28 protein-coding genes and 1 pseudogene are annotated in these 25,154 nt (G+C 72.2%); 15 read left to right on the top strand and 14 right to left on the bottom strand.

All coding sequences use genetic code 11. The features are described 5' to 3' along the window. Positions 1 to 104 precede the first annotated feature (104 nt). On the bottom strand, positions 105 to 749 hold the full coding sequence (locus ACFPQ9_RS36235) for an SRPBCC family protein (protein ID WP_380862931.1): 645 nt from the start codon (positions 747 to 749) through the stop codon (positions 105 to 107). Between the two features lie 60 nt (positions 750 to 809). Further along, positions 810 to 1,841 carry a medium chain dehydrogenase/reductase family protein gene (locus ACFPQ9_RS36230; RefSeq protein ID WP_380862929.1) on the bottom strand — a complete coding sequence of 344 codons (1,032 nt, stop codon included), beginning with the start codon at positions 1,839 to 1,841 and terminating at the stop codon, positions 810 to 812. A gap of 106 nt (positions 1,842 to 1,947) precedes the next feature. Between ACFPQ9_RS36230 and ACFPQ9_RS36225 the strand changes: the two genes are divergently transcribed. The 5 genes from ACFPQ9_RS36225 to ACFPQ9_RS36205 all read left to right on the top strand — a co-directional run bounded on the left by ACFPQ9_RS36225 (position 1,948) and on the right by ACFPQ9_RS36205 (position 5,465). Beyond that, the gene (locus tag ACFPQ9_RS36225; protein ID WP_380862927.1) at positions 1,948 to 2,604 is read left to right on the top strand and encodes a TetR/AcrR family transcriptional regulator; all 657 of its coding nucleotides are present in this window, start codon (positions 1,948 to 1,950) and stop codon (positions 2,602 to 2,604) included. A gap of 188 nt (positions 2,605 to 2,792) precedes the next feature. Next, positions 2,793 to 3,473 (top strand): DUF4232 domain-containing protein, encoded by a 681-nt coding sequence (locus ACFPQ9_RS36220; protein ID WP_380862925.1) that lies wholly within the window; start codon positions 2,793 to 2,795, stop codon positions 3,471 to 3,473. A gap of 168 nt (positions 3,474 to 3,641) precedes the next feature. Beyond that, a complete protein-coding gene (locus ACFPQ9_RS36215; protein WP_380862923.1) occupies positions 3,642 to 4,409 on the top strand; it encodes a polysaccharide deacetylase family protein in 768 nt (255 codons plus the stop codon). Between the two features lie 78 nt (positions 4,410 to 4,487). Further along, positions 4,488 to 5,060, top strand: coding sequence for a dihydrofolate reductase family protein (locus tag ACFPQ9_RS36210; protein ID WP_380862921.1), 573 nt, complete (start codon positions 4,488 to 4,490; stop codon positions 5,058 to 5,060). A 96-nt stretch (positions 5,061 to 5,156) separates the two neighbouring features. Further along, the gene (locus tag ACFPQ9_RS36205; protein WP_380862919.1) at positions 5,157 to 5,465 is read left to right on the top strand and encodes a hypothetical protein; all 309 of its coding nucleotides are present in this window, start codon (positions 5,157 to 5,159) and stop codon (positions 5,463 to 5,465) included. A gap of 73 nt (positions 5,466 to 5,538) precedes the next feature. On the opposite strand, the gene ACFPQ9_RS36200 is transcribed toward ACFPQ9_RS36205, so the two are convergent. Then, positions 5,539 to 6,903 carry a pyridoxal phosphate-dependent decarboxylase family protein gene (locus ACFPQ9_RS36200; protein WP_380862917.1) on the bottom strand — a complete coding sequence of 455 codons (1,365 nt, stop codon included), beginning with the start codon at positions 6,901 to 6,903 and terminating at the stop codon, positions 5,539 to 5,541. A 128-nt stretch (positions 6,904 to 7,031) separates the two neighbouring features. Between ACFPQ9_RS36200 and ACFPQ9_RS36195 the strand changes: the two genes are divergently transcribed. The 3 genes from ACFPQ9_RS36195 to ACFPQ9_RS36185 all read left to right on the top strand — a co-directional run bounded on the left by ACFPQ9_RS36195 (position 7,032) and on the right by ACFPQ9_RS36185 (position 9,605). Next, positions 7,032 to 7,523: a MarR family winged helix-turn-helix transcriptional regulator gene (locus ACFPQ9_RS36195; protein WP_380862915.1), complete on the top strand. Its 492-nt coding sequence runs from the start codon at positions 7,032 to 7,034 to the stop codon at positions 7,521 to 7,523. Between the two features lie 131 nt (positions 7,524 to 7,654). Then, positions 7,655 to 8,335, top strand: a complete 681-nt coding sequence (locus ACFPQ9_RS36190) for a DNA alkylation repair protein (protein WP_380862913.1) — start codon at positions 7,655 to 7,657, stop codon at positions 8,333 to 8,335. 70 nt (positions 8,336 to 8,405) lie between these two features. Beyond that, on the top strand, positions 8,406 to 9,605 hold the full coding sequence (locus ACFPQ9_RS36185; protein WP_380862911.1) for a cysteine desulfurase-like protein: 1,200 nt from the start codon (positions 8,406 to 8,408) through the stop codon (positions 9,603 to 9,605). Here the strand turns inward: ACFPQ9_RS36185 and ACFPQ9_RS36180 are convergent. Further along, complete coding sequence (locus tag ACFPQ9_RS36180) at positions 9,602 to 10,396, bottom strand: hypothetical protein (protein ID WP_380862909.1); 795 nt, start codon at positions 10,394 to 10,396, stop codon at positions 9,602 to 9,604. The two genes, ACFPQ9_RS36185 and ACFPQ9_RS36180, sit on opposite strands and share 4 nt — an antisense overlap. Then, the gene (locus ACFPQ9_RS36175) at positions 10,386 to 10,901 is read right to left on the bottom strand and encodes a SigE family RNA polymerase sigma factor (protein ID WP_380862907.1); all 516 of its coding nucleotides are present in this window, start codon (positions 10,899 to 10,901) and stop codon (positions 10,386 to 10,388) included. The genes ACFPQ9_RS36180 and ACFPQ9_RS36175 overlap by 11 nt, the downstream gene beginning before the upstream one ends. A 296-nt stretch (positions 10,902 to 11,197) precedes the next feature. On the opposite strand from ACFPQ9_RS36175, the gene ACFPQ9_RS36170 reads away from it, so the two are divergent. Both ACFPQ9_RS36170 and ACFPQ9_RS36165 read left to right on the top strand, forming a co-directional pair. Continuing rightward, positions 11,198 to 12,274 carry a sigma factor-like helix-turn-helix DNA-binding protein gene (locus ACFPQ9_RS36170; protein WP_380862905.1) on the top strand — a complete coding sequence of 359 codons (1,077 nt, stop codon included), beginning with the start codon at positions 11,198 to 11,200 and terminating at the stop codon, positions 12,272 to 12,274. After that, positions 12,271 to 13,992: a transglycosylase domain-containing protein gene (locus ACFPQ9_RS36165; protein ID WP_380862903.1), complete on the top strand. Its 1,722-nt coding sequence runs from the start codon at positions 12,271 to 12,273 to the stop codon at positions 13,990 to 13,992. Before ACFPQ9_RS36170 ends, ACFPQ9_RS36165 begins: the two co-directional genes overlap by 4 nt. A 50-nt stretch (positions 13,993 to 14,042) precedes the next feature. On the opposite strand, the gene ACFPQ9_RS36160 is transcribed toward ACFPQ9_RS36165, so the two are convergent. Next, complete coding sequence (locus tag ACFPQ9_RS36160) at positions 14,043 to 15,395, bottom strand: MFS transporter (protein ID WP_380862901.1); 1,353 nt, start codon at positions 15,393 to 15,395, stop codon at positions 14,043 to 14,045. Between the two features lie 277 nt (positions 15,396 to 15,672). On the opposite strand from ACFPQ9_RS36160, the gene ACFPQ9_RS36155 reads away from it, so the two are divergent. Both ACFPQ9_RS36155 and ACFPQ9_RS36150 read left to right on the top strand, forming a co-directional pair. Next, positions 15,673 to 16,719, top strand: coding sequence for a Ppx/GppA family phosphatase (locus tag ACFPQ9_RS36155; RefSeq protein WP_380862899.1), 1,047 nt, complete (start codon positions 15,673 to 15,675; stop codon positions 16,717 to 16,719). Continuing rightward, complete coding sequence (locus tag ACFPQ9_RS36150) at positions 16,716 to 17,297, top strand: cysteine hydrolase family protein (RefSeq protein WP_380862897.1); 582 nt, start codon at positions 16,716 to 16,718, stop codon at positions 17,295 to 17,297. The genes ACFPQ9_RS36155 and ACFPQ9_RS36150 overlap by 4 nt, the downstream gene beginning before the upstream one ends. Here the strand turns inward: ACFPQ9_RS36150 and ACFPQ9_RS36145 are convergent. The 4 genes from ACFPQ9_RS36145 to ACFPQ9_RS36130 all read right to left on the bottom strand — a co-directional run bounded on the left by ACFPQ9_RS36145 (position 17,272) and on the right by ACFPQ9_RS36130 (position 19,859). Then, complete coding sequence (locus ACFPQ9_RS36145; protein WP_380862895.1) at positions 17,272 to 17,889, bottom strand: dihydrofolate reductase family protein; 618 nt, start codon at positions 17,887 to 17,889, stop codon at positions 17,272 to 17,274. The genes ACFPQ9_RS36150 and ACFPQ9_RS36145 overlap by 26 nt on opposite strands. A 116-nt stretch (positions 17,890 to 18,005) precedes the next feature. Beyond that, the gene (locus ACFPQ9_RS36140) at positions 18,006 to 18,560 is read right to left on the bottom strand and encodes a CGNR zinc finger domain-containing protein (protein WP_380862893.1); all 555 of its coding nucleotides are present in this window, start codon (positions 18,558 to 18,560) and stop codon (positions 18,006 to 18,008) included. A 46-nt stretch (positions 18,561 to 18,606) separates the two neighbouring features. Further along, entirely contained in the window at positions 18,607 to 18,801 is a 195-nt protein-coding gene (locus tag ACFPQ9_RS36135; protein ID WP_380862891.1) for a hypothetical protein, read from the bottom strand. 26 nt (positions 18,802 to 18,827) lie between these two features. Next, the gene (locus ACFPQ9_RS36130; RefSeq protein WP_380862889.1) at positions 18,828 to 19,859 is read right to left on the bottom strand and encodes an alpha/beta fold hydrolase; all 1,032 of its coding nucleotides are present in this window, start codon (positions 19,857 to 19,859) and stop codon (positions 18,828 to 18,830) included. A 332-nt stretch (positions 19,860 to 20,191) separates the two neighbouring features. Here ACFPQ9_RS36130 and ACFPQ9_RS36125 point away from each other — a divergent pair, with 332 nt between their 5' ends. The 3 genes and pseudogenes from ACFPQ9_RS36125 to ACFPQ9_RS36115 form a co-directional block, all read left to right on the top strand. Next, entirely contained in the window at positions 20,192 to 20,512 is a 321-nt protein-coding gene (locus ACFPQ9_RS36125; protein ID WP_380862887.1) for a GYD domain-containing protein, read from the top strand. Between the two features lie 140 nt (positions 20,513 to 20,652). Continuing rightward, positions 20,653 to 21,201 (top strand): tellurite resistance TerB family protein, encoded by a 549-nt coding sequence (locus ACFPQ9_RS36120; protein WP_380862885.1) that lies wholly within the window; start codon positions 20,653 to 20,655, stop codon positions 21,199 to 21,201. 129 nt (positions 21,202 to 21,330) lie between these two features. Beyond that, positions 21,331 to 21,657: pseudogene (locus tag ACFPQ9_RS36115) on the top strand (RNA polymerase sigma factor); the annotation flags it as partial. 8 nt (positions 21,658 to 21,665) lie between these two features. Here the strand turns inward: ACFPQ9_RS36115 and ACFPQ9_RS36110 are convergent. The 4 genes from ACFPQ9_RS36110 to ACFPQ9_RS36095 form a co-directional block, all read right to left on the bottom strand. Beyond that, positions 21,666 to 22,160, bottom strand: coding sequence for a universal stress protein (locus tag ACFPQ9_RS36110; RefSeq protein WP_380862883.1), 495 nt, complete (start codon positions 22,158 to 22,160; stop codon positions 21,666 to 21,668). 4 nt (positions 22,161 to 22,164) lie between these two features. After that, entirely contained in the window at positions 22,165 to 23,424 is a 1,260-nt protein-coding gene (locus ACFPQ9_RS36105) for an SLC13 family permease (RefSeq protein WP_380862943.1), read from the bottom strand. Positions 23,425 to 23,523: 99 nt separating this feature from the next. Then, positions 23,524 to 24,345, bottom strand: a complete 822-nt coding sequence (locus ACFPQ9_RS36100; RefSeq protein WP_380862881.1) for an LmeA family phospholipid-binding protein — start codon at positions 24,343 to 24,345, stop codon at positions 23,524 to 23,526. 45 nt (positions 24,346 to 24,390) lie between these two features. After that, complete coding sequence (locus tag ACFPQ9_RS36095) at positions 24,391 to 25,053, bottom strand: TetR/AcrR family transcriptional regulator (protein WP_380862879.1); 663 nt, start codon at positions 25,051 to 25,053, stop codon at positions 24,391 to 24,393. Between the last annotated feature and the right edge of the window lie 101 nt (positions 25,054 to 25,154).

Here is a 25,154-nt window from a genome sequence, read left to right as displayed (position 1 = left end):
TCCCCCCATGATCAACAACCGGCAGCAGGCGTGTCACCAACCTCCCGGCCGAGTACAGCTAGAAGGAGGCCCGGGTCGGGGACCGGGGCCTCCTTTGCCGTCCGTCACCTCTCGGCGGTGGCCTTGAGGTCGCGCAGCCACGCCTCGAGGCCGGCGCCGAGGGCCGCGGTGGCGGTGGGTACGTCCGCCTCGACCTGGTCGCCGGTCCAGGTCTCCTCGGTGTGGACGTGCACGCCGCCCCTGACCTTCTCGAAGGTCCACAGGTGGACGCCCTCGTCGATGCGCAGGCCCTCACCGATCGCGGGTCCGCTCCACAGGACGCAGTGGTGGCGGCGGAGTTCCTGGACGGTGGAGGTGATGGAGAGCGTGGTGGCGGGGGTCGTGGGGGTGGCGGGCGCGGGGGTCGTCCAGTGGAACCGCGAACCGGGCTTCAGGCGGCCGGGGTCGAGCCGTTCGGCGCTGGTGACCGGGGGCTGCCAGGACGGCCAGCGTTCGACGTCGGTCTGGAGCTTCCAGATCCTGCTCAGGGGTGCCTTGATCACGACGTCGGACTCGTAGCGGATGACGGCGTTCTCGTCGACGCCGCGGCCGCCGCACCGGGACGTAGCGCTGTGCGGGGTCGCCTGCGCGGCCGGGACGGTGCCGGCGAGGACACCGGTGACGGCGAGCGCGACCGTGACCGCGGCCAGGCCGGCCCGCGACCGACGCGGCTGCTGGGTGGGGGAGTTGGACGGGCTGTGGCTGAACATGGGGATTCCTCTCGGTGGTTGGGGTGAGCGGGGCGGGCGCCGGGCGTACGCGCGTGCCCGCTACGGGTTCAGGACGACCTTTCCGGCGACGGTGCCCGACTCGGCCAGCCGCACGGCGTCGGCGACGCGGGTGAGCGGCAGCTGCGCGGCGATCTGGGCGCTGACCTCGCCGCGCTGGAGGGCGGCGAAGACCTGGGTGAGGTCGGTGCGCAGACGGGCGCGGAAGCGGTTCCTGGCCAGGGCCCGGCCGGCCCAGACGTTGAAGAAGTAGGCGCGGCGGCGGTTGGGCAGGGCGTTCCACAGCCACACCCGGCCGAGCAGCTTCAGGACGGGCCACTGCTTGGAGCCCTCGTCGTCGCGGGTGGAGGCGCTGCCGTACGAGACGAGCGTGCCGCCGGGGGCGAGCAGGCGCCAGGAGTCGACGATGCCGCGGCCGCCGACGTGGTCGAAGACGGCGGCCACCCCGCGCGGGGCGAGTGCGCGGATCCGGGCGGCGACGTCGCCGGCGCGGTAGTCGACGGGGGCGACGCCCCGTTCCCGCAGGGCGTCGTGGTGGCGTGCGGACGCCGTACCGATGACCCGTGCGCCCGCGGCTTGGGCGAGCTGGACCAGGACCGATCCGACGCCGCCGTTCGCGCCGTGCACCACGACGGTGTCCCCGGCGCGGACCCGGGCCTTGCGGTGCAGCATCTGCCAGGCGGTGATGCCGTTGACGACGAGGGTCTCCGCCTCCGCCGCGCCGATCCCGTCGGGCACCGCCACCACGTCGGCCGCGTCGACGACGACGTGGCTGGCCCAGCCGCCGACCTTGAGCAGCGCGGCGACCCGGGTGCCGGTCAGGCCCGGCTCGACGCCCTCGCCGGTCTCCAGCACCGTACCCACGAGGTCGTAGCCGGGCACGAAGGGGAAGGGCGGCTGGTCGTAGTAGCGGCCGCGCCGCATCTGCTGCTCGGCGAAGGAGACGCCGGTCGCCTCCATACGGATCACGACCTGTCCGGGGCCCGCGCCGGGGACGGTCCCGTGCCGCAGCTGAAGCCCCTCGGGCTCGACCTTGCCCGGCAGCACGACCTCGACGAGTCCTTCGGTGTTCATGGCGACGACCTCCACAGGGCCATTGGGTTACTTGGCTTCGCGTTCGTTAGAAGTTATAACTCGACGAACGCGAGAGTGTCAATAACTTCAGTGATAACCTCTAACTATGGTGAACTCGGAAGCGAAGACCCCGCGCGAGCGCTACCGCGCCCAGGTGCGTACGGAGATCAAGCAGCGGGCGTGGGAGCAGATCGCCACGGCGGGCGCCTCCGCGCTCTCCCTCAACGCCATCGCCAAGCAGATGGGCATGAGCGGACCCGCGCTGTACCGGTACTTCGGCGGCCGGGACGAGCTGATCACCGAGCTGGTGAGGGACGCGTACCGGAGCCTCGCCGACACCTTCCGCGCGGCCGCGGAGGCCGGTGCCGACCTGGCCGGGCTGGCGCACGCCCTGCGCGACTGGGCCCTGGCCGACCCCCAGCGCTACTTCCTCATCTACGGCACGCCCGTGCCCGGCTACCACGCACCCGACGACACCACCGCGATCTCCTCCGAGATCATGGCGACGCTCCTGGACGCCTGCGCCGCGCTGCCCCCGGACGGCCCGGAGACCCCGTTCGACGCGCACCTGGAGGGCCACCGGGACTGGGCGGCCGGCCATCCCGCTCCGCCCGCGGTCCTGCGCCGCGCCCTGACCTTCTGGACCCGGCTGCACGGCGTGCTCTCCCTGGAACTGGCCGGCCAGTTCTCGGGGATGGGCTTCGACGCGGCGCGGCTCTTCGCCGCCGAACTGGACGGCCTGACCGGTACGCCGGCGAACTGAACCCCGGGCCGCCGGCCCGGACACCCGCCTTCGTGATCATGTCACCGGTCTGTGACAGCGATGTCCTGGAACGGAGTCACCGGGATCCCCGCGCCCCACAGCCCCCTCCTAGTGGTCGAGCAGCACCGAGCAGGACCGAGCAGCCGAAAACGCTTCGGCCTCAACCAACCGATCACCAAGGGGATTTCATGTTCGGCAACCGTCGCAAGGCCCTCCTCGTCTCCGCGGCCCTCGTGGGCGGCGCCATGCTGATGACGGCGTGCCAGGACACCGACGCCGCCAAGGACACCGACGCCGCCAAGGGTTCCACCGCCTCCCCCACGCAGATCGGCGACGCCGACACCCCGGCCGGCTCTTCGGACACCGGCAGCGGCAAGGGCACCGGCAAGGGCTCCGGCGGCTCGGGCAAGGGCACCGAGGACGGCGCCGGTTCCGGGGTCGACAACGGCAACGGCGAGCGAGTGCCGGTCGAGCAGGTCTGCGGCGCCAACGACATCTCCTGGAGCGCCAAGTCCGAGACTCAGGCAGGCGGTTACATCCTCGTCATCGCCAAGGCCAAGCCCGGCATCACCTGCTACCTGCCCGCCGAACTCCCGACCATCGCCTTCGGGTCCGACGGCACGCAGGCCGGCCCCGCGGAGCAGTCCGTCGGACAGCAGATCAAGCTCAGCGGCAGCACCGCCGCCTACGCCGGCGTCAACCCCAAGACGACGAACTCGGACGGCGGCAAGGAACTCGACAGCATCATCGTCGCCGTCGGGGACGAGGACCCCAACCCGGAGTCGCTGTCCGTCGGCACCATCACCGTCGACAAGCCGGTCGTCACCAACTGGCACACCGCGCCCACCGACGCCGTCCCCTTCAGCTGACCTCGAACACGGCCGGTTCCGGGTCCGGTCGTCGAGTTGTCCGCGAACCTCCCCGGAATTGTCCTTGATCGGTAACGGACGGATCCCGGGGCCGCTGTCCCTCGTCCTGCCAGGTGGTCGCGAGGCGACCGGGGGATCGGCGAGGAACTACGCGAAGGCGGGGCGGACATGGCGCGGCACGGTGGTGGGCGGGGCTGGTACGGCAAGCTGGTCGGTGCGGCGCTCGGGGTGACGGTGCTCGCCACGGGTGCCTCGGTGTGGACCGCGCAGGCCGGTGCCGTGGGCGGCTCCTCGCCGAAGGCGACCGCGTCGGCCGCGCCCGCGGTCGAGCCGGTCGATGTGAGCATCGTGCACGCCTCGGACAAGGGAGCGCGCGGCGTCAACATCACCATCGACGACGGCCCCGACCCGGTCTGGACCCCGCAAGTGCTGGACGTGCTGCGGGAGTACGGGGTGAAGGCCACCTTCTGCATGGTGGGGACGCAGGCGCAGGCCCACCCCGACCTCGTGAAGAAGGTGGTCGCGGCAGGACACCGGCTGTGCGACCACTCGGTGTCGCACGACACCACCATGGACAAGAACTCCCGGACCTACCAGTCGCAGCAGATCCTCGACGCCGAACGCATGATCACCAAGGCGTCCGGGGGCGTCCGGCCGATGTACTACCGGGCGCCCGGCGGTGCCTTCACCCCCTACAGCCGCAAGCTCGCCGCCGACCGGGGCATGCGCCCGCTGGGCTGGAACGTGGACACCAAGGACTTCGAGCAGCCCGGCGCGGACGCCATCGTCGCCACCGTGCAGCGGGAGCTGCCCAACGGGCCCACGCTCCTCTTCCACGACGCGGGCGGCGACCGCTCCCAGACCGTCGAGGCGCTGCGCCGGGTCCTGCCCTGGCTCAAGGGCCAGGGCTACTCCTTCGGCTTCCCGGTGCACTGAGCCACAGCGATGAGTTTCGGAGGTGAGCCGGGTCTACGGGTGTGACGGTCATCGAGCCACGCACCCGAGGAGAACGCCATGACGGCCACGTACACCTTCGATGTCTTCTCCAGCCTCGACGGCTACGGCGCCGCCGGCGGCGACTGGACCGGCTACTGGGGCAAACAGGGCCCTGAACTGCTCGAACACCGTCTCGCGCGGTACGGCCAGGAGCAGCGGATGGTCTTCGGGGCCAACACCTACCGGGCCTTCGTGGAGATTCTGGCGTCGAACACCGAGGAGTCCGTGCGTGATCCCTGGGTCACCCGGATGAGGAACATGCCGGCGACGGTGGTGTCGACGACGCTCAAGGGCCCTCTCGACTGGCCGGACGCGACGGTCGTGAGCGGTGACGCCGTCGACGTCGTCGCCCGGCTCAAGGAGGAGTCCGAGGTGCCGTTGCGCTCGCACGGCAGCCTGTCGATGAACCGGGCGCTGATGGCCGCAGGGCTGGTCGACTTCGTGCAGGTGACGCTCTTCCCCGTCATCACCGGCCGGACCGGCCTGGACCCGATCTTCCGGGGCGCGGCCGACTTCGACCTGGAACTGGTCGAACACCACACGCTGGACGGCCGTACCCAGGAACTCGTCTACCGGCCGACCCTCCACTGACCCGCACGGCCAGGGCGACCACCACTGAAACACGTTCCTGCAGGGGTTTGTAAGATCGACTTCGACCAATGCAAGCCCTAATTGGGGGAACAACTCATGACCAAGCGCATTTCCGCCCTGGCCGTCGCCGCGGCCGTCGCCGGCGGTTTCTTCGTCACGTCGGTGCCCGCTCAGGCCGCCACGTCGGCCGGCCAGGGTGCCGTGTCGGCCAGGGCCGCCGTCACCTGCAACGAGGGCCAGCTGCGCCAGCAGATCGCCAACCTCAAGACCAAGGCCGCGAAGCTGAAGCAGCTCGGGGAGACCGCCGCGGCCAGGAAGGCGCTCAACGAGGCGGCCGCGCTGCAGAAGAGGCTCGAAGCCTGCATCAAGGCCGACAACGACGCGGCCAAGCCCTTCCCCGGCTGAGCCTGAGGGTTCCCGTCGGTTCGCCGCGTGGCGCCACCCTTCCCTTTCGCGGACGGGTGGCGCCTTCGCTCGTTCAGCCGGAACTCGCCAGCCGCTCGAGCCGGTTGTGCAGGTGTTCCACGTGGTCTTCGGACTCCGGCTTCATGAGGACGCTGCGCAGAACCCGGGCGCCGTCCGTGTCCGCGACGACCTCGGGGTGGCGGGCCGTGAACGACTCCCGGCCGGCTCTGAGGGTGCTGAGGAAGACCGGGTCGGGGCCGCTCATGCCGGCGTCGAGTACGCGGGCGGAGGCGGCGTCGATGCCGGTGAGGGTCGCGGGGGCGACCGCGGGGAAGTAGGTGACGATGTCCAACTCGGGCCGCTGGTACAGCTCCAGGGCGTCGGACGCGTCGATCAGGTCCGCCCAGCGCAGCGCCGCCCGCCGGCCGGCCGCCAGGACCCGGCCCAGCCCGTCGGGGGTGGGCGGCAGGACCTGGAAGGTGAGCCAGAGGGCGGCCGCGGAGGCGCCGGCGCGGGAGCACTCCAGGCTGATCTCGCCGAGGTGGAGCTCGGTGGAGGTGAAGTAGGTGTAGGGCGAGTCGTGGAGGTAGAAGCGGCCCACCTCCGGGTCGCGGAACAGGACCGCTCCGCAGCCGTAGGGCTGGAGGCCGTGCTTGTGGGGGTCCACGACGATCGAGTCCGCCCGCGCGATCGCCCGCCAGGGCTCCGGCGGCAGGCCCTCGGGCCCGTCGGCACCGGCGAGGAGCGTGAAGAAGCCGCCGTACGCGGCGTCCACATGGATACGGACGCCATGCCGCTCGGCCAGGGGCAGCACCGCGTGGACCGGGTCCACCGCGCCGAGTCCGGTGGTGCCGGTGGTGAGGACCACGGTGCCGACCTCGCCCGTGCGCAAGACGTCCTCCAGCGCGTCGAGATCCATCCGGCCGTGCTCGTCGGTGCGGACCGGGTGGCTCTTCAGGCCCAGGACGTGGCACATACGGCCGTGGGTGTAGTGCGCGTCGGCGCTGTGGGCGATGCCCCGGCCGGGGTGGAGTTCGCGGGCGACGAAGAGGGCTTCCAGGTTGGCGATCGTGCCGCTGGTGGTGAGGTGGCCGAGGTGCCGGTCGTAGCCGAACATCGTGGCCAGCCGGGCGACCGCCTCGCGTTCCATGGCCGCGGTGGCGGGGCCGCCGTCCAGGGCGTGATTGTTGGGGTTGATCAGCATCGCGGCGAGATGGCCCACGACGGCCGCCGGGTGCGGGGGCTTGAGCATCTGGCCCGCGTAGTGCGGGTGGAAGAAGGGATAGTTGTCCGCCAGCCGGGTCGTGAACTCCTCGAAGACCGCCGCGAAGCGGTCGTCGTCCACCCGGAGGGACGGGTGGGGCCGGTAGGGGCCGAAGGTGTCGGCCCAGTCCTGTATCGCGTCGGTGGCTCGGCCGAGCCAGTGCGGTAGATCCACTGGTCTCCCTCTCGCTCGTTGTGGCTGCCACCGTACAATTTCATTGACTACTCAGCAATTGATTGCTCAGTAATTGATAGATCAGTAGATGAGGGGTCAGTAGGTGAGGCGGCAGTAGACTTACGGCGATGAACGCCACGCCCGGACCGAACGCCGAGGCCGCCGCCCGCGCCGCCAACAGCGGGCTCGTGCGGGACTTCGGCCTGCTGATCAAGTCCGCCACCCGCCTGGAGCAGCGCATCGACGGCGCGCTGAGGCGGGAGTGCGGGATCAGCCACACCATGCTCGAGGTGCTGATGCGGCTCTGCCGCCGGCCCGGCGAGGAGGTCTCCCAGCGGCAGCTGGCCGACGACCTCACTCTCACCAGCAGCGGCACCACGCGCCTGATCGACCGCATGGAGGAGGCCGGCCTGGTCGGCCGCGTGCCGTCCCCCGGGGACCGCAGGGTGACCCTGGTGGAGGCGACCGCCGAGGGACGTGCCGTGTTCCTGCGCGCGGCGGCCGTGCACGCCCGTGTGGTGGAGGAGTACTTCGTCAGGCCGCTGCCGGCCGACGGCTACGCCCAGCTGATCAGCGCACTGGGCGAGATCGACAAGGGCCTGCGCGACCGGTCCGGGTGAGCGACCGCTCCCCGGCGCAGAGGCCGCCGTCGGGGCGAACGGGCCGGCGCAGTCGATCACGGCGGCCGTACCCTCCGCTGTCGGATGCTCCGCCTAGGCTGAGTCCCGCACGCGAGGGACAGGAGGCCGGCATGGCCGACACGACGGTGACCGAGGCGACCGTGGCCGAGGTGATGGCGGAGCTGGCCGGGCTCGAGGATCCGAAGGCGCGCGCCGTGAACGAGAAGCACGGTGACGATCACGGTGTGAACCTGGGCAAGCTGCGTGCGCTCGCGAAGCGGCTGAAGACGCAACAGGACCTCGCGCGCCGGCTCTGGGCGACGGACGACAGCGCCGCGCGGCTGCTGGCGCTCCTGATCTGCCGGCCCAGGGCGTTCGAGCGGGACGAGCTGGACGCCATGCTGCGCGAGGCCCGTACGCCCAAGGTGCACGACTGGCTCGTGAACTATGTCGTGAAGAAGAACCCGCACGCCGAGGAACTGCGCCTGGCCTGGTTCGCCGATCCGGACCCGGTGGTCGCGAGCGCCGGCTGGGCGCTGACCACCGAGCGCGTGGCGAAGAAGCCCGCGGGCCTCGATCTCGCGGGACTGCTGGATGTGATCGAGGCCGAGATGAAGGACGCCCCGGACCGGCTGCAGTGGGCGATGAACCACTGCCTGGCACAGATCGGGATCGAGCACCCCGAGTACCGGGCCTGTGCCCTCGACATCGGTGAGCGCCTGGAGGTGCTCAAGGACTACCCGACCTCCCCGGGCTGTACGTCCCCGTTCGCTCCCGACTGGATCAACGAGATGGTGCGCCGCCAGGGCTGACCGGGAGAGGATCTCCAGGGCCGTCTCCCGAGACGCCCTCGACCGGATCGCCCGACAGAAAGCCGAGACCATGGCCATAGATGTCACCGCCCTGCGGTCCCACTTCCCCTCCCTGGACAGCGGCCTCGCCTTCTTCGACGGTCCGGGCGGTACGCAGACTCCCCGCCCGGTCGCCGACGCCGTCGCCGCGACGCTCACCGGGCCCCTGTCCAACCGGGGCACGGTCAGCCCCTCCGAGCTCAACGCCGAGCGCGCCGTGGCCGGGTTCCGCGCCGCCTGCGCCGACCTGCTGAACGTGCCCGCGGACGGCATCGTGCACGGACGCAGCGCCACCCAGCTGACGTACGACTTCGCCCGCCACCTGGCCAAGGACTGGAGCGCGGGCGACGAGATCGTGCTCAGCCGGCTGGACCACGACGCCAACGTCCGCCCCTGGGCGCAGGCCGCCGAACGCGCCGGGGTGACGGTCCGCTGGATCGAGATCGACCCGGAGACGACCGAGCTGGACCTCGGCTCCTACGAGCGGGCGCTGACCTCCCGCACCCGGCTGGTCGCGGTCACGGCGGCCTCCAACGTGCTGGGCACCAAGCCGCCCCTGCGCCGGATCGCCGACCGAGCCCACGAGGCCGGCGCCCTGGTGTACGTGGACGGCGTCCACTACGCCGCACACGACCTGGTGGACGTGCCCGCGCTCGGCGCCGACCTGTTCGTCTGCTCGCCGTACAAGTTCCTCGGGCCGCACTGCGGGGTGCTCGCGGCGGCGCCCGAACTCCTCGGCACGCTGCGCCCGGACAAGCTTCTGCCCTCGCCGGACACCGTGCCGGAGCGGTTCGAGTTCGGCACCCTGCCGTACGAGATCCTCGCGGGCGTCAGTGCCGCCGTCGACTTCCTCGCCGCGATGGACCCGGGCACGGGGACCGGGCGCAGGGAGCGGCTGACGCATGCGCTGGCCGCCCTGCACGAGCACGAGCGGTCGCTGCGGGCGCGGCTCCAGGAGGGCCTGTCGGCCCTGGGCGACGCGGTCACCCTGCACTCGAAGGCAGCCGACCGCACCCCGACGCTCCTGATGAGCCTTCAGGGCCGTGACGCACGCGAGGCGCAGGCGCATCTCGCCGAGCGCGGGGTGGTGGCACCGGCGGGGTCGTTCTACGCGTACGAGCCGTTCACCGCGCTGAAGCTGGAGAATCCGGCGCTGCGCGTGGGCCTGGCCCCCTACAACACGGCGGAAGAAGTGGACCGCTTCCTCGACGGTCTGGCCGGCTTCCTCTAGCGGCGCTGGGCGGCCCGGCCCCCGTCCGCCGGGACGGACTCCGTGGCGCCGGCCGAGAAGGTGTCGGTCGGGGAGGTGCCGGTCGGGGAGGTGCCGGTCGGGGAGGTGCCGGTCGGGGAGGTGTCGGTCGGGGAGGTGCCGGTCGGGGAGGTGCCGGTCGTCACCGCGAGGGCCTCGCCGGCCCGGGACCGGGCGTAGAACCACGCGGCGTCCTGGGCGTCCAGGCCGATCCAGTCGCTGTCGGCCCGGACGTCGCCCAGGGCCAGCGGCTTGGTGAAGGTGCCGATGTAGAAGGGCCGGTCGTCGCTGTCGCGCAGCTCGACCACATAGGGCACGTTCACCTCGACGGGGCCCTTGGAGCCCATCCGGAACGGCAGATCGCGCGAGGCGTGCTTGGCGGTGACCGTCAGCGGGCCGGAGAACCCGGTCCGGCCCTCGTACTTCGACACCACCGGCAGGACCCGGCCGTCGACGGTGAGGGTGTGCCGGCGCAGGTCGAGCGTGCCGGTGACGGGCGACGGCGTCGCCGTGGGCGGCTCGGTGGAGGGCGAGTGCGCCGCCGCGGGCGGGACCCGGCTCACGGACGGGTCGTCCGGCCGCCCGCCGAGGTTCAGGTGCACGACGAAGCCCACGACGGCCAGGGCCACGCTCGCCGCGCCGAGGCCGACGGCCGTGCGACGGCGACGCCGGCGGCGCAGCGCGCGGGCCCGGATGCCGGCGCCGTCGACGACGGGCGCGGTCGCCTGCGTGGCCGCCAACTCGCGCAGCGCGGCGGAGAGTTCATCGGACACGGCCGCTCTCCTTCCGGACCGGCCCGTCGGCCTCGTCCCCCGCAAGACGCTTCGCCAGTTCCGCCCGCCCCCGCGACAGCCGCGCCTTGACCGTCCCCACGGGGGCACCGGTCTCGGAGGCTACCTGTTCGACACTCAGATCGCACAAATGGTGCAGGACGATCGCCATCCGCTGCGCCTCGGGCAATTCGCGCAGGGCAGCGACGAGCGCGGTGTACTCGGGGCCCGGCCCCGGGGTGGGATCCGGCGGCGGAGTGCGCCGCATCAGCTCCAGCCAGCGCTTCGCCCGCCGCCAGCGGCTCACCGCCAGCCGCATGGCCACCGTGCGGATCCATGCCTCGGGGGCGCTGTCCGCCAGGAACTGCCGGCGCCGGTCCCAGGCCCGGACGAACGCCTCCTGCACGACGTCCTGGGCCTCGCCGTGGTCTCCGGTGAAGGCGTAGAGCTGGCCGGTCAGCCGGGGGAACGCGGCGGCGTAGAACGCGTCGAACTCCTCGTCGGTCATGCCCCCACCGGATTCCCTGGCCTTTCCGTGCAACCCGGCCACCTCCGCCGTGCGTACAGGTCCCGTAGGTCGCTCCATCCACTCAGGTCGCATCACGCGAAACGCAACCCCACCAGGAAGACGGCGCACACGGGTTCCCGGCTCCCTTTTCCGCGGGCGGTGTTGGCCACATCCGCGACGGTGCCGGCCCGACGGCTGATCGACCCACCGGCACGGGCGGGCAGTCGCCCGTGCCGACCAGGCCGGACGCCCGTGCGTGCGGCCACGACCGTGTTCCCGGAACGAAGGACCCCCACGTGCCCCCGACCCACGACGTGCTCCCCCGCCAGGACTTCGCCTCCTACGCCCGCACCCACTGGCCCCGGCTGGTGACGACCGCGCGGCTGCTCACCGACGACCCCGGTGCGGCGGAGGAGCTGGTGCGGAGAACGCTGGCGCGGATGTGCGCGTCGTGGCGCCGGGTGCCGCGCGACGACGTGGACTTCCACGTACGGCGCTGTCTGGTGCGGGGCCACCTGCGCAGGCTGCGCGGACGGCGGGCCGCGCAGCGGCGGACCGTGCTGGTGCTGCGGTTCTGGGAGGGGCTGACGGACGCGGAGACCGCCCAGCTGCTGGACTGCTCGGTGGGCGCGGTGCGGGCCCGGGTCCGGCACGGGCTGCGGGCGGCCGGTGCCGACGCCGGACGGCTGCGTGAGGTGTACGCCCGTGCCGCCGAGGACGTCGTCCCGTCCGAGCCCCCGCTGACCGGCGTCCAGGAACAGGGCCGGGTGCTGCGGCGGCGCCGGATCGCCGTGGCCGCCCTCGCGTCCGCGGCACTGCTCGTGCCCGGCGCCCTGCTCGCCGCCGACCGGATCGGGGTCGGCACCGGGCAGGACGGGGCGTCCGAAGCGCGGGAGGAGAGCGGGCCGACGGCTGCCGTCCGGGTCGTGGCGCCGGGCGAGCGGGTGACCGCGGGGCCCGGGGTGCGGGTGTGGCTGACGGCCGACGGCGGGCACTGGGCGGTGCCCGTCGCCACCGCCCTCCCCGGTGAACAGGACGACAGCGGCGTACCGCTCGACGAACCGGGCGTCTCGCTGCGGATGGACAGCGTCAGCGGCGGATACCTCCTGTCGGGCGTCTTCCACGGTCTTGACGGCGAACCGGGCCGTGTCGAGGTGCGGACCGGCGAGAGGAAGAGCACCGCGAAAGTCCTTGTCCTGGCGGGCAGTCCGGGCTGGGGGCTGTGGTACGCGAGCACACCCGTGTCCGACAGCGACATGAAGTCGGTCCTGTCCCCCGGCGAGGGCGGCAACGACGACGAGCGGATCGTCACGGTGTACGACGCCTCCGGCAAGGTCGCCGCCCGCTCCGAGCGTGAGTGGTGGCGGGTATGAACGAGAGGACGACGACACTCCCGGCGCCGGGGTCCCCGTCCGGCGGACGGCACCGCGAGCGCACCCCGCTGCGGATCAGGTTCCGGCGCACCCGGGGCCGGCGGCTGCGCCGCACGCTCTACGCCTTCCTCGCCCTGGTCGGCCTGCTGTGCGCGTCGGCCGTCGTGGCCTACCACCTGACGGCCATTCCGAAGCCGCACCCCGAGACCGTCACCCAGTCCACCGTGTTCCTCGACTCCGGCGGCGGCTATCTGGGCCGGCGCGGGCCGGTCGACCGGCAGGACGTCCCGCTGTCCGCGGTGCCGCGGCATGTGCAGGAGGCGGTGATCGCCGCGGAGAACCGCTCCTTCCGGACCGACCGGGGGATCTCGCCGCGGGCCATCGGACGGGCCGCGCTGGCCACGCTGACCGGCGGTGAGCAGCAGGGCGGCTCCACCATCACCCAGCAGTATGTGAAGAACGCGCTGCTCAGCCCGGAGCGGTCGCTGTCCCGCAAGGCCCGTGAGGCGCTCATCGCGATCAAGCTGGACCGCACCCGCACCAAGGACGAGATCCTCGAGGGCTATCTCAACACCGTGTACTTCGGGCGCGGCGCGGCCGGCATCCAGTCCGCCGCGCGCAACTACTTCGGCGTGGACGCCGAGGACCTGACGGTGGCGCAGGGCGCGGCGCTGGCGTCCATCGTCAACATCCCGTCGTACTACGAGAAGGCGGGCTCCGACACGAAGGTCACCACCAAGCTGGCGGACCGCTGGGAGTGGGTGCTCGACGCGATGGTGGCGAGCGGCGCCATCACCGCGAAGCAGCGCGCCGAGGCGCGTTTCCCGGCGTTCCGGTTCTATCCGCCGGGCGAGACCGAGGGACAGCGGCAGTATCTGATCGACGTCGCCGCGAAGGAGGCCGCCGACCGGCTCGGCATCACCGAGGACCAGCTCGCGAGCGGCGGCTACAACGTGACGACCACCTTCGACCTGGCCCTTCAGGACCGCGCCACGCAGCTGGTGCAGGACCGTCCCGGCGGCGGGCGGGGCGTGCGGGTGCACACCGCCGTGGTCGGGATGGTGCCGGGCGACGGGGCGGTACGGCTGCTGTACGGGGGCTCGGACTACGCGCGCCAGCCGTTCAACGACGCGGTGAGCGGGGCGGTGGAGGCGGGCACGGCCCTGGAGCCGTTCGGCAAGCTGAGGATGGGTGACCCGCTGGGCCGGCTGCTGCGGACGGCGGCGCCGACACCGCTGAATCTGGCCTCGGCGTACGCGACGGTGGCGGCGGACGGCCGGTACGCCACCCCGTACACGGTCGCGCGCATCACCCGGGAGGGCCGCACCGTCTACCGGGCGCGTCCCGAGGTGTCGCGTGTGCTGGAGCGCGGGGAGGCGTTCCTGGCAGGCGTGGGGACGTGGTCCGGGCCGACGCCGGTCGACGTCGGGGTGAAACCGGGCGCCGGTGCCGTTCCGGCGCGGCCGGCGGTCTTCACCACCGGCGGCGCGGGCGGCGGTTCGACCCGCCGGACCGTGTGGACCACCGGCTACGACACCCGGCTCGCCCTGACCGTCACCCTGTTCGCCGACCGAGCGGGCAACAAGAAGGGCACGACGGTCCCGGCCCAGCTGCCGAACGATCCCCCGCCCACGGAGTTCGCGGAGCGGGCGGCCACGGAGATCTGGGAGGCCGCGACGAAGGAGGGGGCGAAGGGGGAGGGGGCGAAGGGGGAGTGACCCGGGAAGGGGAGTGACCCGGGAAGGGGCTCCGCCTCCGCCCACCGCCGTCACGATCCGGCGCTTGCCGCCACGGGTGCGGGAGCCTTCGTGCCGCCGCGGCCGAACCTGCGGGCTGCCGGGACCAGACAGATCGCGAGGGCGCCGCCGAGACCGGCCAGGGCGAAGGTGGTGAAGCCCCAGCTCTCGTTGCCGCTGGCGGCGAGCTCGCCGATCAGCCAGGGGCCGACGACGGCTCCGGTGCGGCCGACGCCGGTGACCCAGCCGAGGCCCGCGGCCCGCTCGCTGTCGCGGTAGACGGTGTTGGTGGCGGCGTAGACCATCACCTGCGCGCTGAACAGCCAGACACCGGTGACGGCGACGACGACGTAGGTCACGCCGAGCGGCAGGTGGGCCTTGAGCAGCAGGGCGCCGGCGGCGGTCAGCACGAACCAGATCGCGGACACGCGTACCGCGCCGAACCGGTCGGCGACCCGGCCCGCGATCAGCAGGCCGACGATGCCGCCCGCGTTGATGACCAGCAGGAAGCTGACGGAGGAGTTCAGGCCGTAGCCGGAGGCCCGCATCATCTGCGGCAGCCAGGTGCTGATGCCGTAGACCAGCAGCAGTCCGCAGAAGGACGCCAGCCACAGCAGCGGGGTCGCCCAGCGCGACTCGGGCCGGAAGAGTTCCCGTACGGCGGCGAGCCTGCCCGCCGCGCCGGCGGCCGGGGCGGCGACCTCGGTGGGCCGGGGCAGCCCGAAGCGGTCGGCGACGGCGTCGGCCTTGTCCCGCTCACCGCGTGCCAGCAGCACACCGGGCGACTCCGGCAGCAGCCGCAGCAGCAGCGGTACTGCGATCAGGGCCGGGAGCACGCCGGCCCAGAAGACCCAGCGCCAGCCGGCGGCGGGGGCGAGTGTCAGGCCGAGGCCGGTCGCCGCCATGCCGCCGAAGTGGTACGACGTCATGAGCAGGCCGGTGGTCAGGGCGGCGCGGCGGGGTGGCGCGAACTCCAGGACCATGGCCAGACACAGCGGCATGAGGCCGCCGAGGCCGAGGCCGGAGACGAAGCGTCCGGCGCCGAAGAGGGCGACGTCGCCGGCCACGGCGCACAGCGCGGACCCGGCGGAGAACAGGCTCACACTGGCGACGAGCATCAGTCGGCGGCCGAGCCAGTCGGTGAGGTTTCCGGCGGTGAGGGCGCCGATGAGCATGCCGAACGTGGTCCAGCTGCCGATGGTGCCGGCGCTGTCCGGGGTCAGTCCGAGGCCGGTGTCGTCGAGCATGTGCGGCATGACGGCGCCGTAGATGTTGACGTCCATGCCGTCGAAGAACACGGCCAGCCAGCACAGGGCCAGGACCGGGAACACGGTGCGCAGGGTGTGCGGGGGACGGGGCGCGGGAGGCGTGAGGGAGCGGGACATCAGCGTCCTTGTTCGCTAGGTGAAATTTCTTTCGTAGACGACGGACCCTGAGTCTCAGGTCGGGGCGACCGGGTGTCAACGGTGTTGCACGGGTTGACAGCCGCCGGACAGCTGGAGCTCGCTTTTAGCGACCTTGGTCGAGGGGCACACGGGGAGCGCAGCACCGGGAGCCGGAAGGGCTCCCGTGAACGTGAGAGAGAAGTCCGCGGTGAGGACTGACGGCGTCACAGAGACCTTCCCGGCGCATCAGCCGGGCCGTCCGGGGTACGCCCGATCCATGAGGATCAGTGTGCTGGACGCCGGTTCCAACACGGTCAGGCTGGCCGTGTGCGACGTCGGGGACGGAGTACCGCTCCCGGTGCACACCGCGAAGTGGAAGCTGCGCCTGTCCGAACAGGTCGGCGCCGACGGCTGCTTCGGGGAGGCGGCCACGGACCGTCTGGTCAAGGCGCTGCGCGCGGCCTGCGAGATGTCCCGGCAGTGGGACGCCCCGGAACCGCTGGCGTTCGCGACCGCCGTGGTGCGCGACGCACCCGACCGGGCGGACGTCCTGAGGGCCGTGCACGGCCGGACCGGTCTGCGTCTGCGCGTCCTGCCGGGTGAGGCCGAGGCCCGGCTGACGTTCCTGGGCGCCCGGCGCTGGATGGGCTGGCGCTCCGGCCCGCTCGCGCTCTTCGACATCGGCGGCGGCTCCCTCGAAGTGGCCTTCGGCCGGGGCCGGACACCGGATTTCGCGGCCTCGCTGCCGCTCGGCGCCAACCGGCTCACCAATGAGTTCTTCGGCTCCGCCGACCCGCCCTCGCAGGCCGACCTGGTCGCCCTGCGCCGCAAGGTGCGCCACCAGCTGCGGGACGTCTCCGCCCGGATCCGCTGGGAGCATCCGCACACCGCCGTCGCGACCTCACGGACGTTCCAGCAGCTGGCCCGACTGTGCGGGGCCGCTCCGGGACGGCACGGCCCGTTCGTCGAACGGGCACTGCGCCGAGGGGACCTGCGCCGCGCGATCGACCGGCTGGCGGGGCTGACCGCGGACGAGCGGGCCGAGTTGCCCGGCATCTCCGGCCCGCGGTCCCGGCAGAGCCTGGCCGGGGCGATCGTCGGACACGCCGCGATGAAACTGAGCGCCGTGAAGAGCCTGATGATCTGCCCGTGGGCGCTGCGCGAGGGCATCCTCCTGCGCTATCTGGAGGACGGGGCGGACTGGTGGGCCGACCTGGAGCGGCTCGACGGTACGCGCACGCACGTGGACGGAGTGGACGGAGTGGACGGCGTGCCGGTCGGCAGCCGGGCCCTGCGCGTGGCCACACCACCGGTGATGACGTGAACGGACCGAGCGGACTCGCACTCGTCGTGGTCGACATGATCAACACATACGACCACGAGGACGCCGAGCTGCTCGTGCCGTCCGTGCGGACGGTCGTCCCCGTCCTGGCGGAGCTGATCGTCCGGGCCCGCGAGGCGGACGTACCGGTGATCTACGCGAACGACAACTTCGGTCTCTGGCGCTCCCACCACGGCGAACTCATGGACACCGCGCTGGCCCGGCCGCACGCCGACCTGATCGCGCCGATCCGGCCCGACGACCGCTCGATGTTCGTCGTCAAGGCCCGCCACTCCGTCTTCTACGAGACACCGCTGTCCTACCTCCTGTGGCGACTGGGCGTCGGACACGTGGTGCTGACCGGTCAGGTCACCGAGCAGTGCGTCCTGTACTCCGCCCTGGACGCGCACATCCGCCACCTGGAGGTCACGGTGCCCAAGGACGCGGTGGCCTCCATCCATCCCCATCTGGCGTCCGCCGCGCTGGAGATGATGGAGCGCAACATGGGCGCGCGCATCTGTGACGCGAAGGAGATCGACTTCACCTCGACCGACTTCACCCGCGTACGAAGCGGTACTTGAGGTGCGTGGCGAGAGGTGTCGCCACCACCCTGATCGGCTCCAGGTCGCGGCGGCCGGGGCCGAGTCCCTCGAAGAGCCGTAGTCCCGCCCCGAGGAGCGCGGGGACGACATGCAGCTGAAGCTCGTCGACTAGGCCCGCCGCGAGGTACTGCCGCACCGTGCCCGCACCGCCCGCGATGTCGACGTCGCGGTCCCCGGCCGCGGCCTTCGCCCGGTCGAGGGCGTCGTGGATGCCGTCGGTGACGAAGGTGAAGGTGGTGCCGCCCTCCTTCACGAGGGTGGGGCGGGGGCGGTGGGTGAGGACGAACACCGGGGTGCGGAAGGGCGGGTTGTCGCCCCAGAACTCCTCACCCGTGTCGTACATGGTCCGCCCCATCACCACTGCCCCGGTGGCGTCGAACCACTCCCGCATCAGCTCGGAGTCACGGTTGTCCTCCCCACCGCTCATCCCCTGACGCTCCCGCCAGCTCGCCAGCCCGTGAATCCACTCGAAGAGCGGCTCGGCACCGTCACCCCCGGGGTTGTCGGGGGTGACATCGGTACCGGCGACGAAGCCGTCGAGAGAGATGGCGAGATCCGCGGTGACGATCATGGCGGGGGCTCCTGAGTCCGGTTCGGTGGGTCGTGCGGGTCCTGGCAGTCCTGCCTTTCATTTCTCACGTCGATCGGGAACCGGCACATTCGACACCGCGGCCGGAATCTTCGGTGCTAGTCGGCAGGCCCGGTCTTCTTGCGGGCGCGGTATGCCGCCGCCTTGATCTTGTTGCCGCAGGACTCCATCCCGCACCACTGCCGGCGCATGCCGCGCGAGCGGTCGATGTAGGTGCGGGTGCACTCCGGGTTGCCGCACTCCTTGAGCAGGGGCACGTCCGGGCCGCTCAGGAGCTCGACGGCGTGCCGCGCCACCATCGACAGGGCTTCCTCCGGCGTCGCCTGGGTCCATCGCCCCGACGGGGTGAGCTGCGGCACCGCGGGGGGCTTGCGTGCCGCGTTGTTCACAACGGTCAGCGCGGCGCCGTCGTACTCCTCACCGAGCCGGCGGGCGGTGATCAGCCGGTAGGCGGCTTCCCGTACAGCCCTCGCCTGCTCGACATCGGCCTCCCGGCCGGGGGAGACCGCGTCGACGAGGCCCGACTCCACGTACCATGCGTTCAGCCTGTCCGGCGTCACGAACATCTCGAAACGCGCCGTACGGCGCGCTCGGAGCGTTGCGGCGAAGTCGAGTGCCGGGTTGCCGCATACGAAGACATGGTCGAGGTTCACGTCACCATTCTGACCGGTGACCGACATGCCGGGCAACCACTCCCGCTCATAGGCCCAGATCGACGGCGAGGCAGGAGGAGAACCTCCAGGACCCTTCCGGGTCGTGGGCGTGGCGCGCCGGGTCACCGGGCGTGGCCTCCTTCTCCTCGACCATGTCCTCGTAGCGGACGCGCTCGGGCAGCGCGCCGAACCGCGCCCGGCGTGCCGCCGAGGCGTTGTCCGTGCCGTTCCGGTTCTCCATGATCGGACTTCCCTTCTGTTCCGGTGTCACTTGCTCAGCAGGTGATCCGCGTCGATGACGGCCTGCGCGAAGGCGGCGGGCGCCTCCTGGGGCACGTTGTGGCCGACGCCCGCGAGGGTGCGGTGCTCGTACGCGCCGGTGAACCGGTCCCGGTACGAGGCGCCGTCGCCCGGCGCCGTGAAGGGGTCCCGCTCGGCGTCGAGGGTGAGGGTGGGCACCTCGATGACCGGCCGGGCGGCGAGCCGCTTCTCCAGTGCGTCGTAGCGGCGTTCGCCGTCCGCGAGGCTCAACCGCCAGCGGTAGTTGTGGATGACGACGGCCACGTAGTCGGGGTTGTCGAAGGCCGCGGCGGTGCGCTCGAAGGTGGCGTCGTCGAAGTCCCACGTCGGGGAGACGGTGTCCCATACGAGCCGGGTAAGCTCTCGGCGCTTGTCCTTGTCCTGCATGGCGAGCCGGCCGCGCTCGGTGGCGAAGTAGTACTGGTACCACCAGGCGTACTCGGCCTTCGGCGCAAGCGGCAGCAGGTTCGCCTCCCGGTTCGTGACCAGGTACCCGCTCACCGACACCAGCGCCTTGCAGCGTTCGGGCCACAGCGCGGCCACGATGTCGGCGGTGCGCGAGCCCCAGTCGAAGCCGGCGAGCACGGCCTTCTCGATCTTCAGGGCGTCCATCAGGGCGATGACGTCGAGGGCGATGGCCGACTGCTGGGCGTTGCGGAACGTCCGGCCGGAACGGAACCGCGTCGTGCCGTGCCCGCGCAGATACGGGACGATCACCCGGTACCCCTGGTCGGCCAGCAGCGGGGCCACGTCCACATAGCTGTGGATGTCGTACGGCCACCCGTGCAGACAGATGACGGCGGGACCGTGGGCGGGGCCCGACTCCGCATAGCCGACGTCCAGCAGACCGGCCCTGACCTGCTTCAGCCGGGGGAAGCCGGGGTTCCCGCCGGGAGTGGCGACGGGGGCGGCCTGCGCACTCCTCACCCCGGTCAGCGACACGGCGACCGCACCCGTACCGAACCCGAGCGCCTTGCTGAAGCCACGCCTGCTGATCATGCGGGTCCCTCCATGGGGGTGCGTGTACCGGTTGGTGCGATGACTGACTCTCACACGCGTTCGCGTCACCAGTCAAGCAGGTGACGAAAATTGGAGATCACGACAGTGCCCCTTCCACAATCAAGAGGAATCTCACCCACCACTCCCGCTCTCGTCACCTTCTTGACTGGTGACGTACGGCATGTACGGAATGCTGCGCGACCTGGTGCCGGGGGTCCTCGAGAGAGATCCGACTGCCAACGGGTGAACCTGCCCTGAGGCGGGTGGCAGCCGGACCGGCAGCGGGAAGGCCCTTGCGCGTACCGGACCAGCGATGGGCAGGGAGCGTCCCGATGCCGAAGTTCCTCATCCAGGCGACCTACACGTCCGAGGGCACCAAGGGGCTGCTCAAGGAGGGCGCGAGCGGCCGCCGCGCCGCGGTGGACCAGGTCGTCGGCGGCCTCGGCGGCAAGGTCGAGGCCATGTACTTCGCGTTCGGGCAGGACGACCTCGTCATGATCGTCGACTTCCCCGACCCGGTGTCCATGGCCGCGGTCAGCCTCACCGTCAAGGCCAGCGGCGCGCTGCACACGCGGGCCACGCCCCTGCTCACCGTCGACGAGATCGACGAGGCGTCCCGGCGGCAGGTCCCGTTCCGGGCGCCGGGGGCGTAGGCCCCGCGCCGAGGGCGGCCCGCCATGGCCGAACGGGATCGGGCGCCGTGGAACTCCTGGGGCGGGGCGGACGTTGGGGGGATGACACGCGAACGCACGAGGACTACCGGAACGACCGGGCTGAAGCCGAGGTGGCACGGATGGCGATGTGGGATCGGATCAAGGACCAGGCCAAGGGCCTGCAGCAGCAGGCCCAGGGCGGGCGGCCCGGGGCGGGGTCCGGCGGCCACGGACGGTCGGGCGGGGGCTCCAAGGCACAGCTGGTCAGCGCGCTGAAGACCCAACTCACCTCGCTCAAGACGGAGCTGAAGAGCGGCGCCTACCGGGACGCCAGCATGGCGATGTGCGCCCTGGTCGCCGCCGCCGACGGAAACGTCGACCCGGCCGAGCGGCAGCACGTGGAGTCGCTGATCCTCAACAACGACGTCCTGCAGAACTTCCCGTCCGAGCAGCTGCGCCAGCGGTTCAACAAGCACGTCGACCAGATGTCGTTCAACTTCCAGCAGGGCAAGGCCGAGGCCCTCCAGGAGATCGCCAAGGCCGCGAAGAAGCCGACGGAGGCCCGGGCGGTCGTCCAGACCGGCTTCGTGGTGGCGGGCGCGGACGGCTACGTCGCACCGGCCGAGGAGCAGGTGCTGCGCGAGGCGTGTTCAGTGCTCGGGCTGTCCCCGCAGGAGTTCGGTCTCTGACGGATCGGCCTCCCGTCCCGCCCGGCGTCGGCACCCGCCCGTGTCGGCGCAGGACGGATTCCGGCATATGACACAGGTCACGGGAAGGCGCTACCGCGTGCCGGACAGCTCATTGACGTGAGCACTCATATGCGAACCCGGGTACGGGCCGGGGAATCGAGCGCGTTCGCGGAGCTCTTCGACAGCTACGCCCGCGCGGTCTACAACCATGCCTTCCGGCTGACGGCCGACTGGTCCGTGGCCGAGGACGTCATGGCCTCGACCTTCCTGGAGGCATGGCGGCTGCGCGGCAGGGTCGACCCCGAAGGCGGCTCGCTGCGGCCCTGGCTACTGGGCATCCCCACCAACACGGCCCGCAACCAGTACCGCAGCAACCGGCGTTACCTGGCCGCCGCCAACGCCGCCGCCGCGGCCGAACTCGTGGTGCCCGACCACGCCGACGAGGTCGCCGACCGCCGGCCCCGTCACCCCTGATGCGGCGGCGGGGGCGGCATGGTCGTCAGGTCGGGGGCGGGCTCGGGCCACACCAGCAGCAGCGGGCAGGCGGCGTGGTCGACGACGAACCGGCTCGCCGAGCCGAGGCTGTGCGGGCCGAGCCGGGACCGGTCGCCGTCGCGGGCCAGGACCAGCAGTTCCGCGCCGTCCGTCGCGGCGACGACCTCACGCTCGACGCGCCCGGTGCGCCCGGTGCGGGTGCAGGGCCGGCCGAGGCGCTCGGCGGCCGCGTGCAGAAGACTCTCGGCGGAGGCCGCGGCGAGGTGTTCGACGCGGGTGCCGGGGTCGCGTTCCGGATGCCCGCGGCCGAGCAGCCCGGCGAACGCGCCGTGCGCGGCGTCGGCGACGTCGTGCCCGGTGACGTGCAGCAGGACGATCTCGGCGTCCTCCGGGGCGTGCGCACGCGCGGCGTCCACACACGCGGGCCAGGTGCCCTCGACGACCCAGACGACCACCACCGCCATCCGATCAGCCTCCTCCGATCACGGCCAGTGACGCCCACAGTGCCGGCACCGCGGCGCACAGGCTCGCCGGTACCGCGAGCACCCCGAGCCGCGTGAACTCCCGCAGCTCCACCTCCGCGTCATGGGCGTGCACGATACGCCGCCACAGCAGGGTGGCCAGCGATCCGGCGTAGGTGAGGTTGGGGCCGATGTTCACCCCGAGCAGCACGGCGAGGACGGCGCCGGGACCGGACCCGGACGCGAGCGGCAGCAGCACCAGCACGGCCGGCAGGTTGTTGATGACGTTCGCCAGGACGGCGGCGAGCACGGCGATCCCGAACAGGGCCGCGAGCCCGGTGCCTTCGGGGATCAGCCGGCCGAGGGCCGAGTCGAGCCCGTTGTCCACGACCGCCCGCACCACGATCCCGAGGGCGAGCACGAAGGCCAGGAACGGCACCGACGCGGAACTGACCAGCACCTTCGGTGTCGTACGGCGCCGCAGCAGCGCCCGCACCGCGAGCACCGTCGCGCCGGCCAGCGCCGCCCAGGCCGGGTCGACACCGAGGACCGAGGTCAGTACGAACCCGGCCAGCGTGCCCGCCACGGTGAGCAGGGCGAACAGGGGCAGTCCGGGGGCGTCGCCGGTGGCCGGGGCCTGGGCGCCGGCGTCCAGGTCGGTGGCGAAGAAGCGCCGGAGGACGACGTACTCGACGGCGATCGCGGCCAGCCACGGCAGCGCCATCAGCGCGGCGAACCGGGTGAAGCTCAGCCCGCTGGCCGCGAACGCGAGCAGGTTGGTCAGATTCGACACCGGCAGGAGCAGGGAGGCCGTGTTCGACAGATGGGTGCAGGCGTAGACGTGCGGCTTGGGGCGGGCGCCGAGCCGGGCCGCGGTGGCGAACACGACCGGCGTGAGCAGGACGACCGTGGCGTCCAGGCTCAGTACAGCCGTGATCGCCGACGCGGCCAGGAACACCTGCGCCAGCAGCCGGCGCGGCCGGCCCGCCGCCGTACGCGCCATCCAGGCGCCGCACCACTGGAACAGCCCCTCGTCGTCGCAGAGTTGGGCGAGGACGAGTACGGCGGCGAGGAAGCCGATCACCGGTCCGAGCCGTTCGGCCTCGTCCAGCGCGTCGCCCACCGAGATCGCGCCGGTGGCCACGACCAGCGCCGCGGCCGGTACGGCGACCACGGCCTCCGGCCAGTCGAAGGGACGGACGACGGCGCAGACCAGCACGAGCAGGAGCATGGCCACGGACAGGGTCTCCGCGAGCGGGGTGTTCAGCGTCGGGTCCTTCCGGGCATTGCGGATCCTGGCGAGCGGCGGCGGACGCCCCGCCGCCCGCTCTCGCCGCACGGTACTCCGCCACGGTGAGCGGGCCGCTCACGCCTCCTCGGACCGGAAGGTGACCGAGCGGCCGGTGAACGCGGCGTCGAGACCGTCGGGCGTGGTGGTGACCGAGCGCAGGTGCAGGCCGTCGGGGATGTTCCGCAGCCGGATCGGCTGCTCGAAGACCTGGTCGAGGACCGCGCTCGCGACGGCGGGCAGCGAACCGCCGGTGACCGCGAAGTCCTTGAAGGCGATCCGGTTTCCGGAGACCGCCGAGACGGTCGTGGTCACGGTGACCCGCTGCCCCGGCGGCAGCAGGACGACCGCGCTCACCCCGCCCGGGCGGTCGCCCTGCGAGATCTCCAGGCCGAGAGCTCCGGAGACGTCCGGGTACGACAGGAACGCGCTCGCCCGCGCGCTGCGGGCCCGGGCCTCGCTGTCGTCGTCGGCCTTCGTCAACCCGTCCAGCCGGAGGGCGAGTTCGGACACCGGCAGCGGGCGGGCGCTGCCGTGCGCCGGTATGTCGTGGGCGGTGATGTCGACGTGGCGGAGCGTGCCGGAGGCGGCCTGGGTGAGGACCGGGAAGCCGCGCACCTCGACCTCCGGCGGCTCGGGCGTGCCCATGCCCTGCTGGAACGCCTTCGCCGTACGGGACTCGATGCGCGCGGCGACCACCCGGTCGACGGCGACGGGGACGAGGGCCAGGGCGACGAGGGCGGCGGTGGCGAGGGCGAGCGATCGTCGGCGGCGGAGCCGGGGCCGGGGCCCGGGGAGGTACGGCTCGTCGAGCTCATCGTGCGCAGGCTCGTTCTCGTACGCGTACGCGTTCTCGAAGTCGTAGGCGTGGTCGTCGTGTCCGTGCTGCATCCGGCGCATGGGAATGGCCCTTTCGGTGGGGTGGTCGGTGTCGGTGGTCGGGGGTCACCCGGGGGTTGACGGGAGTTGGCCCGGGTCGTGCAGTCGGCGCACCGTGGCGGTGGCGGCGGCGCTGTCGACCCCGGCGGCGATCAGCGCGGAGGTGGCGGCGCCCGAGCCGTCGTCGGCCCAGTTCCCGGCGTTGACGGTGCCGAGGAGCGCGAGCAGATGGGCCTCGATGGCGGCGCTGAGCGGCCCGGGCGGGACGACGGTGTGGAAGTCGCCCCGGCGCTGGCCCTCGGCGAGGATGCCGGCGACGGTCTCGCGGGCCGGGTCGAGGAGTTCGCTCACCTCGTCGGGGCCCAGGTCCTGGCGGGCGAGGCCGATCAGCGTGCGGTAGGCGTCACCGACCGGCCAGAGGGTGAGGACGAAGCGGGCCAGGGCACTCGCGGGGCCGCGACCCGAGCCGGCGCAGGGCGCGCTCGCGTCGGCCACCGCGTGCCGTATCGCCCGGACCGCGTCCTCGGTGAGGCCCTCCACCAGTGCCGCCCGTCCCGCGAAGTGGGTGTACAGGGTGCGCCGTGCCACCCCGGCGGCCTCGGCGATGTCGCCGAGGCTGCTGTCGGGGTTGCGGCCCAGTTCCCTCAGGGCGGCGTCCAGGATCCGGGCCCGGGTGGCACGCGTCCTGCGGCGCTGTGGCACTGCTGGCCGGTCGTTCGGGCTGCTCACGGCGGCACCTCGGTGCGAAGGGGAGGGGGCAGGAGGGCTGACCGAGATATTTGCACATCGACGAGCAAGAAACTAGTCTGCTCATCAATGTGCAATTAACT

It is taken from the genome of Streptomyces coerulescens (assembly GCF_042657965.1).
In the GTDB taxonomy this organism is placed as follows: domain Bacteria; phylum Actinomycetota; class Actinomycetes; order Streptomycetales; family Streptomycetaceae; genus Streptomyces; species Streptomyces coerulescens.
Note: the sequence above shows the minus strand (reverse complement) of the source record. Positions and strands in the feature narration are given on the sequence as shown.

Bases quoted from the DNA above. Each gene is read 5' to 3' on its own strand.
- ACFPQ9_RS36195 (WP_380862915.1), top strand. From the start codon at position 7,032: ATGAACGCCACGCCCGGACCGAACGCCGAGGCCGCCGCCCGCGCCGCC.
- ACFPQ9_RS36205 (WP_380862919.1), top strand. From the start codon at position 5,157: ATGACCAAGCGCATTTCCGCCCTGGCCGTCGCCGCGGCCGTCGCCGGC.
- ACFPQ9_RS36160 (WP_380862901.1), bottom strand. From the start codon at position 15,395: ATGTCCCGCTCCCTCACGCCTCCCGCGCCCCGTCCCCCGCACACCCTG.
- ACFPQ9_RS36210 (WP_380862921.1), top strand. From the start codon at position 4,488: ATGACGGCCACGTACACCTTCGATGTCTTCTCCAGCCTCGACGGCTAC.
- ACFPQ9_RS36155 (WP_380862899.1), top strand. From the start codon at position 15,673: ATGAGGATCAGTGTGCTGGACGCCGGTTCCAACACGGTCAGGCTGGCC.
- ACFPQ9_RS36175 (WP_380862907.1), bottom strand. From the start codon at position 10,901: ATGACCGACGAGGAGTTCGACGCGTTCTACGCCGCCGCGTTCCCCCGG.
- ACFPQ9_RS36120 (WP_380862885.1), top strand. From the start codon at position 20,653: ATGGCGATGTGGGATCGGATCAAGGACCAGGCCAAGGGCCTGCAGCAG.
- ACFPQ9_RS36215 (WP_380862923.1), top strand. From the start codon at position 3,642: ATGGCGCGGCACGGTGGTGGGCGGGGCTGGTACGGCAAGCTGGTCGGT.
- ACFPQ9_RS36190 (WP_380862913.1), top strand. From the start codon at position 7,655: ATGGCCGACACGACGGTGACCGAGGCGACCGTGGCCGAGGTGATGGCG.
- ACFPQ9_RS36125 (WP_380862887.1), top strand. From the start codon at position 20,192: ATGCCGAAGTTCCTCATCCAGGCGACCTACACGTCCGAGGGCACCAAG.
- ACFPQ9_RS36235 (WP_380862931.1), bottom strand. From the start codon at position 749: ATGTTCAGCCACAGCCCGTCCAACTCCCCCACCCAGCAGCCGCGTCGG.
- ACFPQ9_RS36110 (WP_380862883.1), bottom strand. From the start codon at position 22,160: ATGGCGGTGGTGGTCGTCTGGGTCGTCGAGGGCACCTGGCCCGCGTGT.
- ACFPQ9_RS36130 (WP_380862889.1), bottom strand. From the start codon at position 19,859: ATGATCAGCAGGCGTGGCTTCAGCAAGGCGCTCGGGTTCGGTACGGGT.
- ACFPQ9_RS36145 (WP_380862895.1), bottom strand. From the start codon at position 17,889: ATGATCGTCACCGCGGATCTCGCCATCTCTCTCGACGGCTTCGTCGCC.
- ACFPQ9_RS36230 (WP_380862929.1), bottom strand. From the start codon at position 1,841: ATGAACACCGAAGGACTCGTCGAGGTCGTGCTGCCGGGCAAGGTCGAG.
- ACFPQ9_RS36165 (WP_380862903.1), top strand. From the start codon at position 12,271: ATGAACGAGAGGACGACGACACTCCCGGCGCCGGGGTCCCCGTCCGGC.
- ACFPQ9_RS36220 (WP_380862925.1), top strand. From the start codon at position 2,793: ATGTTCGGCAACCGTCGCAAGGCCCTCCTCGTCTCCGCGGCCCTCGTG.
- ACFPQ9_RS36185 (WP_380862911.1), top strand. From the start codon at position 8,406: ATGGCCATAGATGTCACCGCCCTGCGGTCCCACTTCCCCTCCCTGGAC.
- ACFPQ9_RS36225 (WP_380862927.1), top strand. From the start codon at position 1,948: ATGGTGAACTCGGAAGCGAAGACCCCGCGCGAGCGCTACCGCGCCCAG.
- ACFPQ9_RS36100 (WP_380862881.1), bottom strand. From the start codon at position 24,345: ATGCGCCGGATGCAGCACGGACACGACGACCACGCCTACGACTTCGAG.
- ACFPQ9_RS36135 (WP_380862891.1), bottom strand. From the start codon at position 18,801: ATGGAGAACCGGAACGGCACGGACAACGCCTCGGCGGCACGCCGGGCG.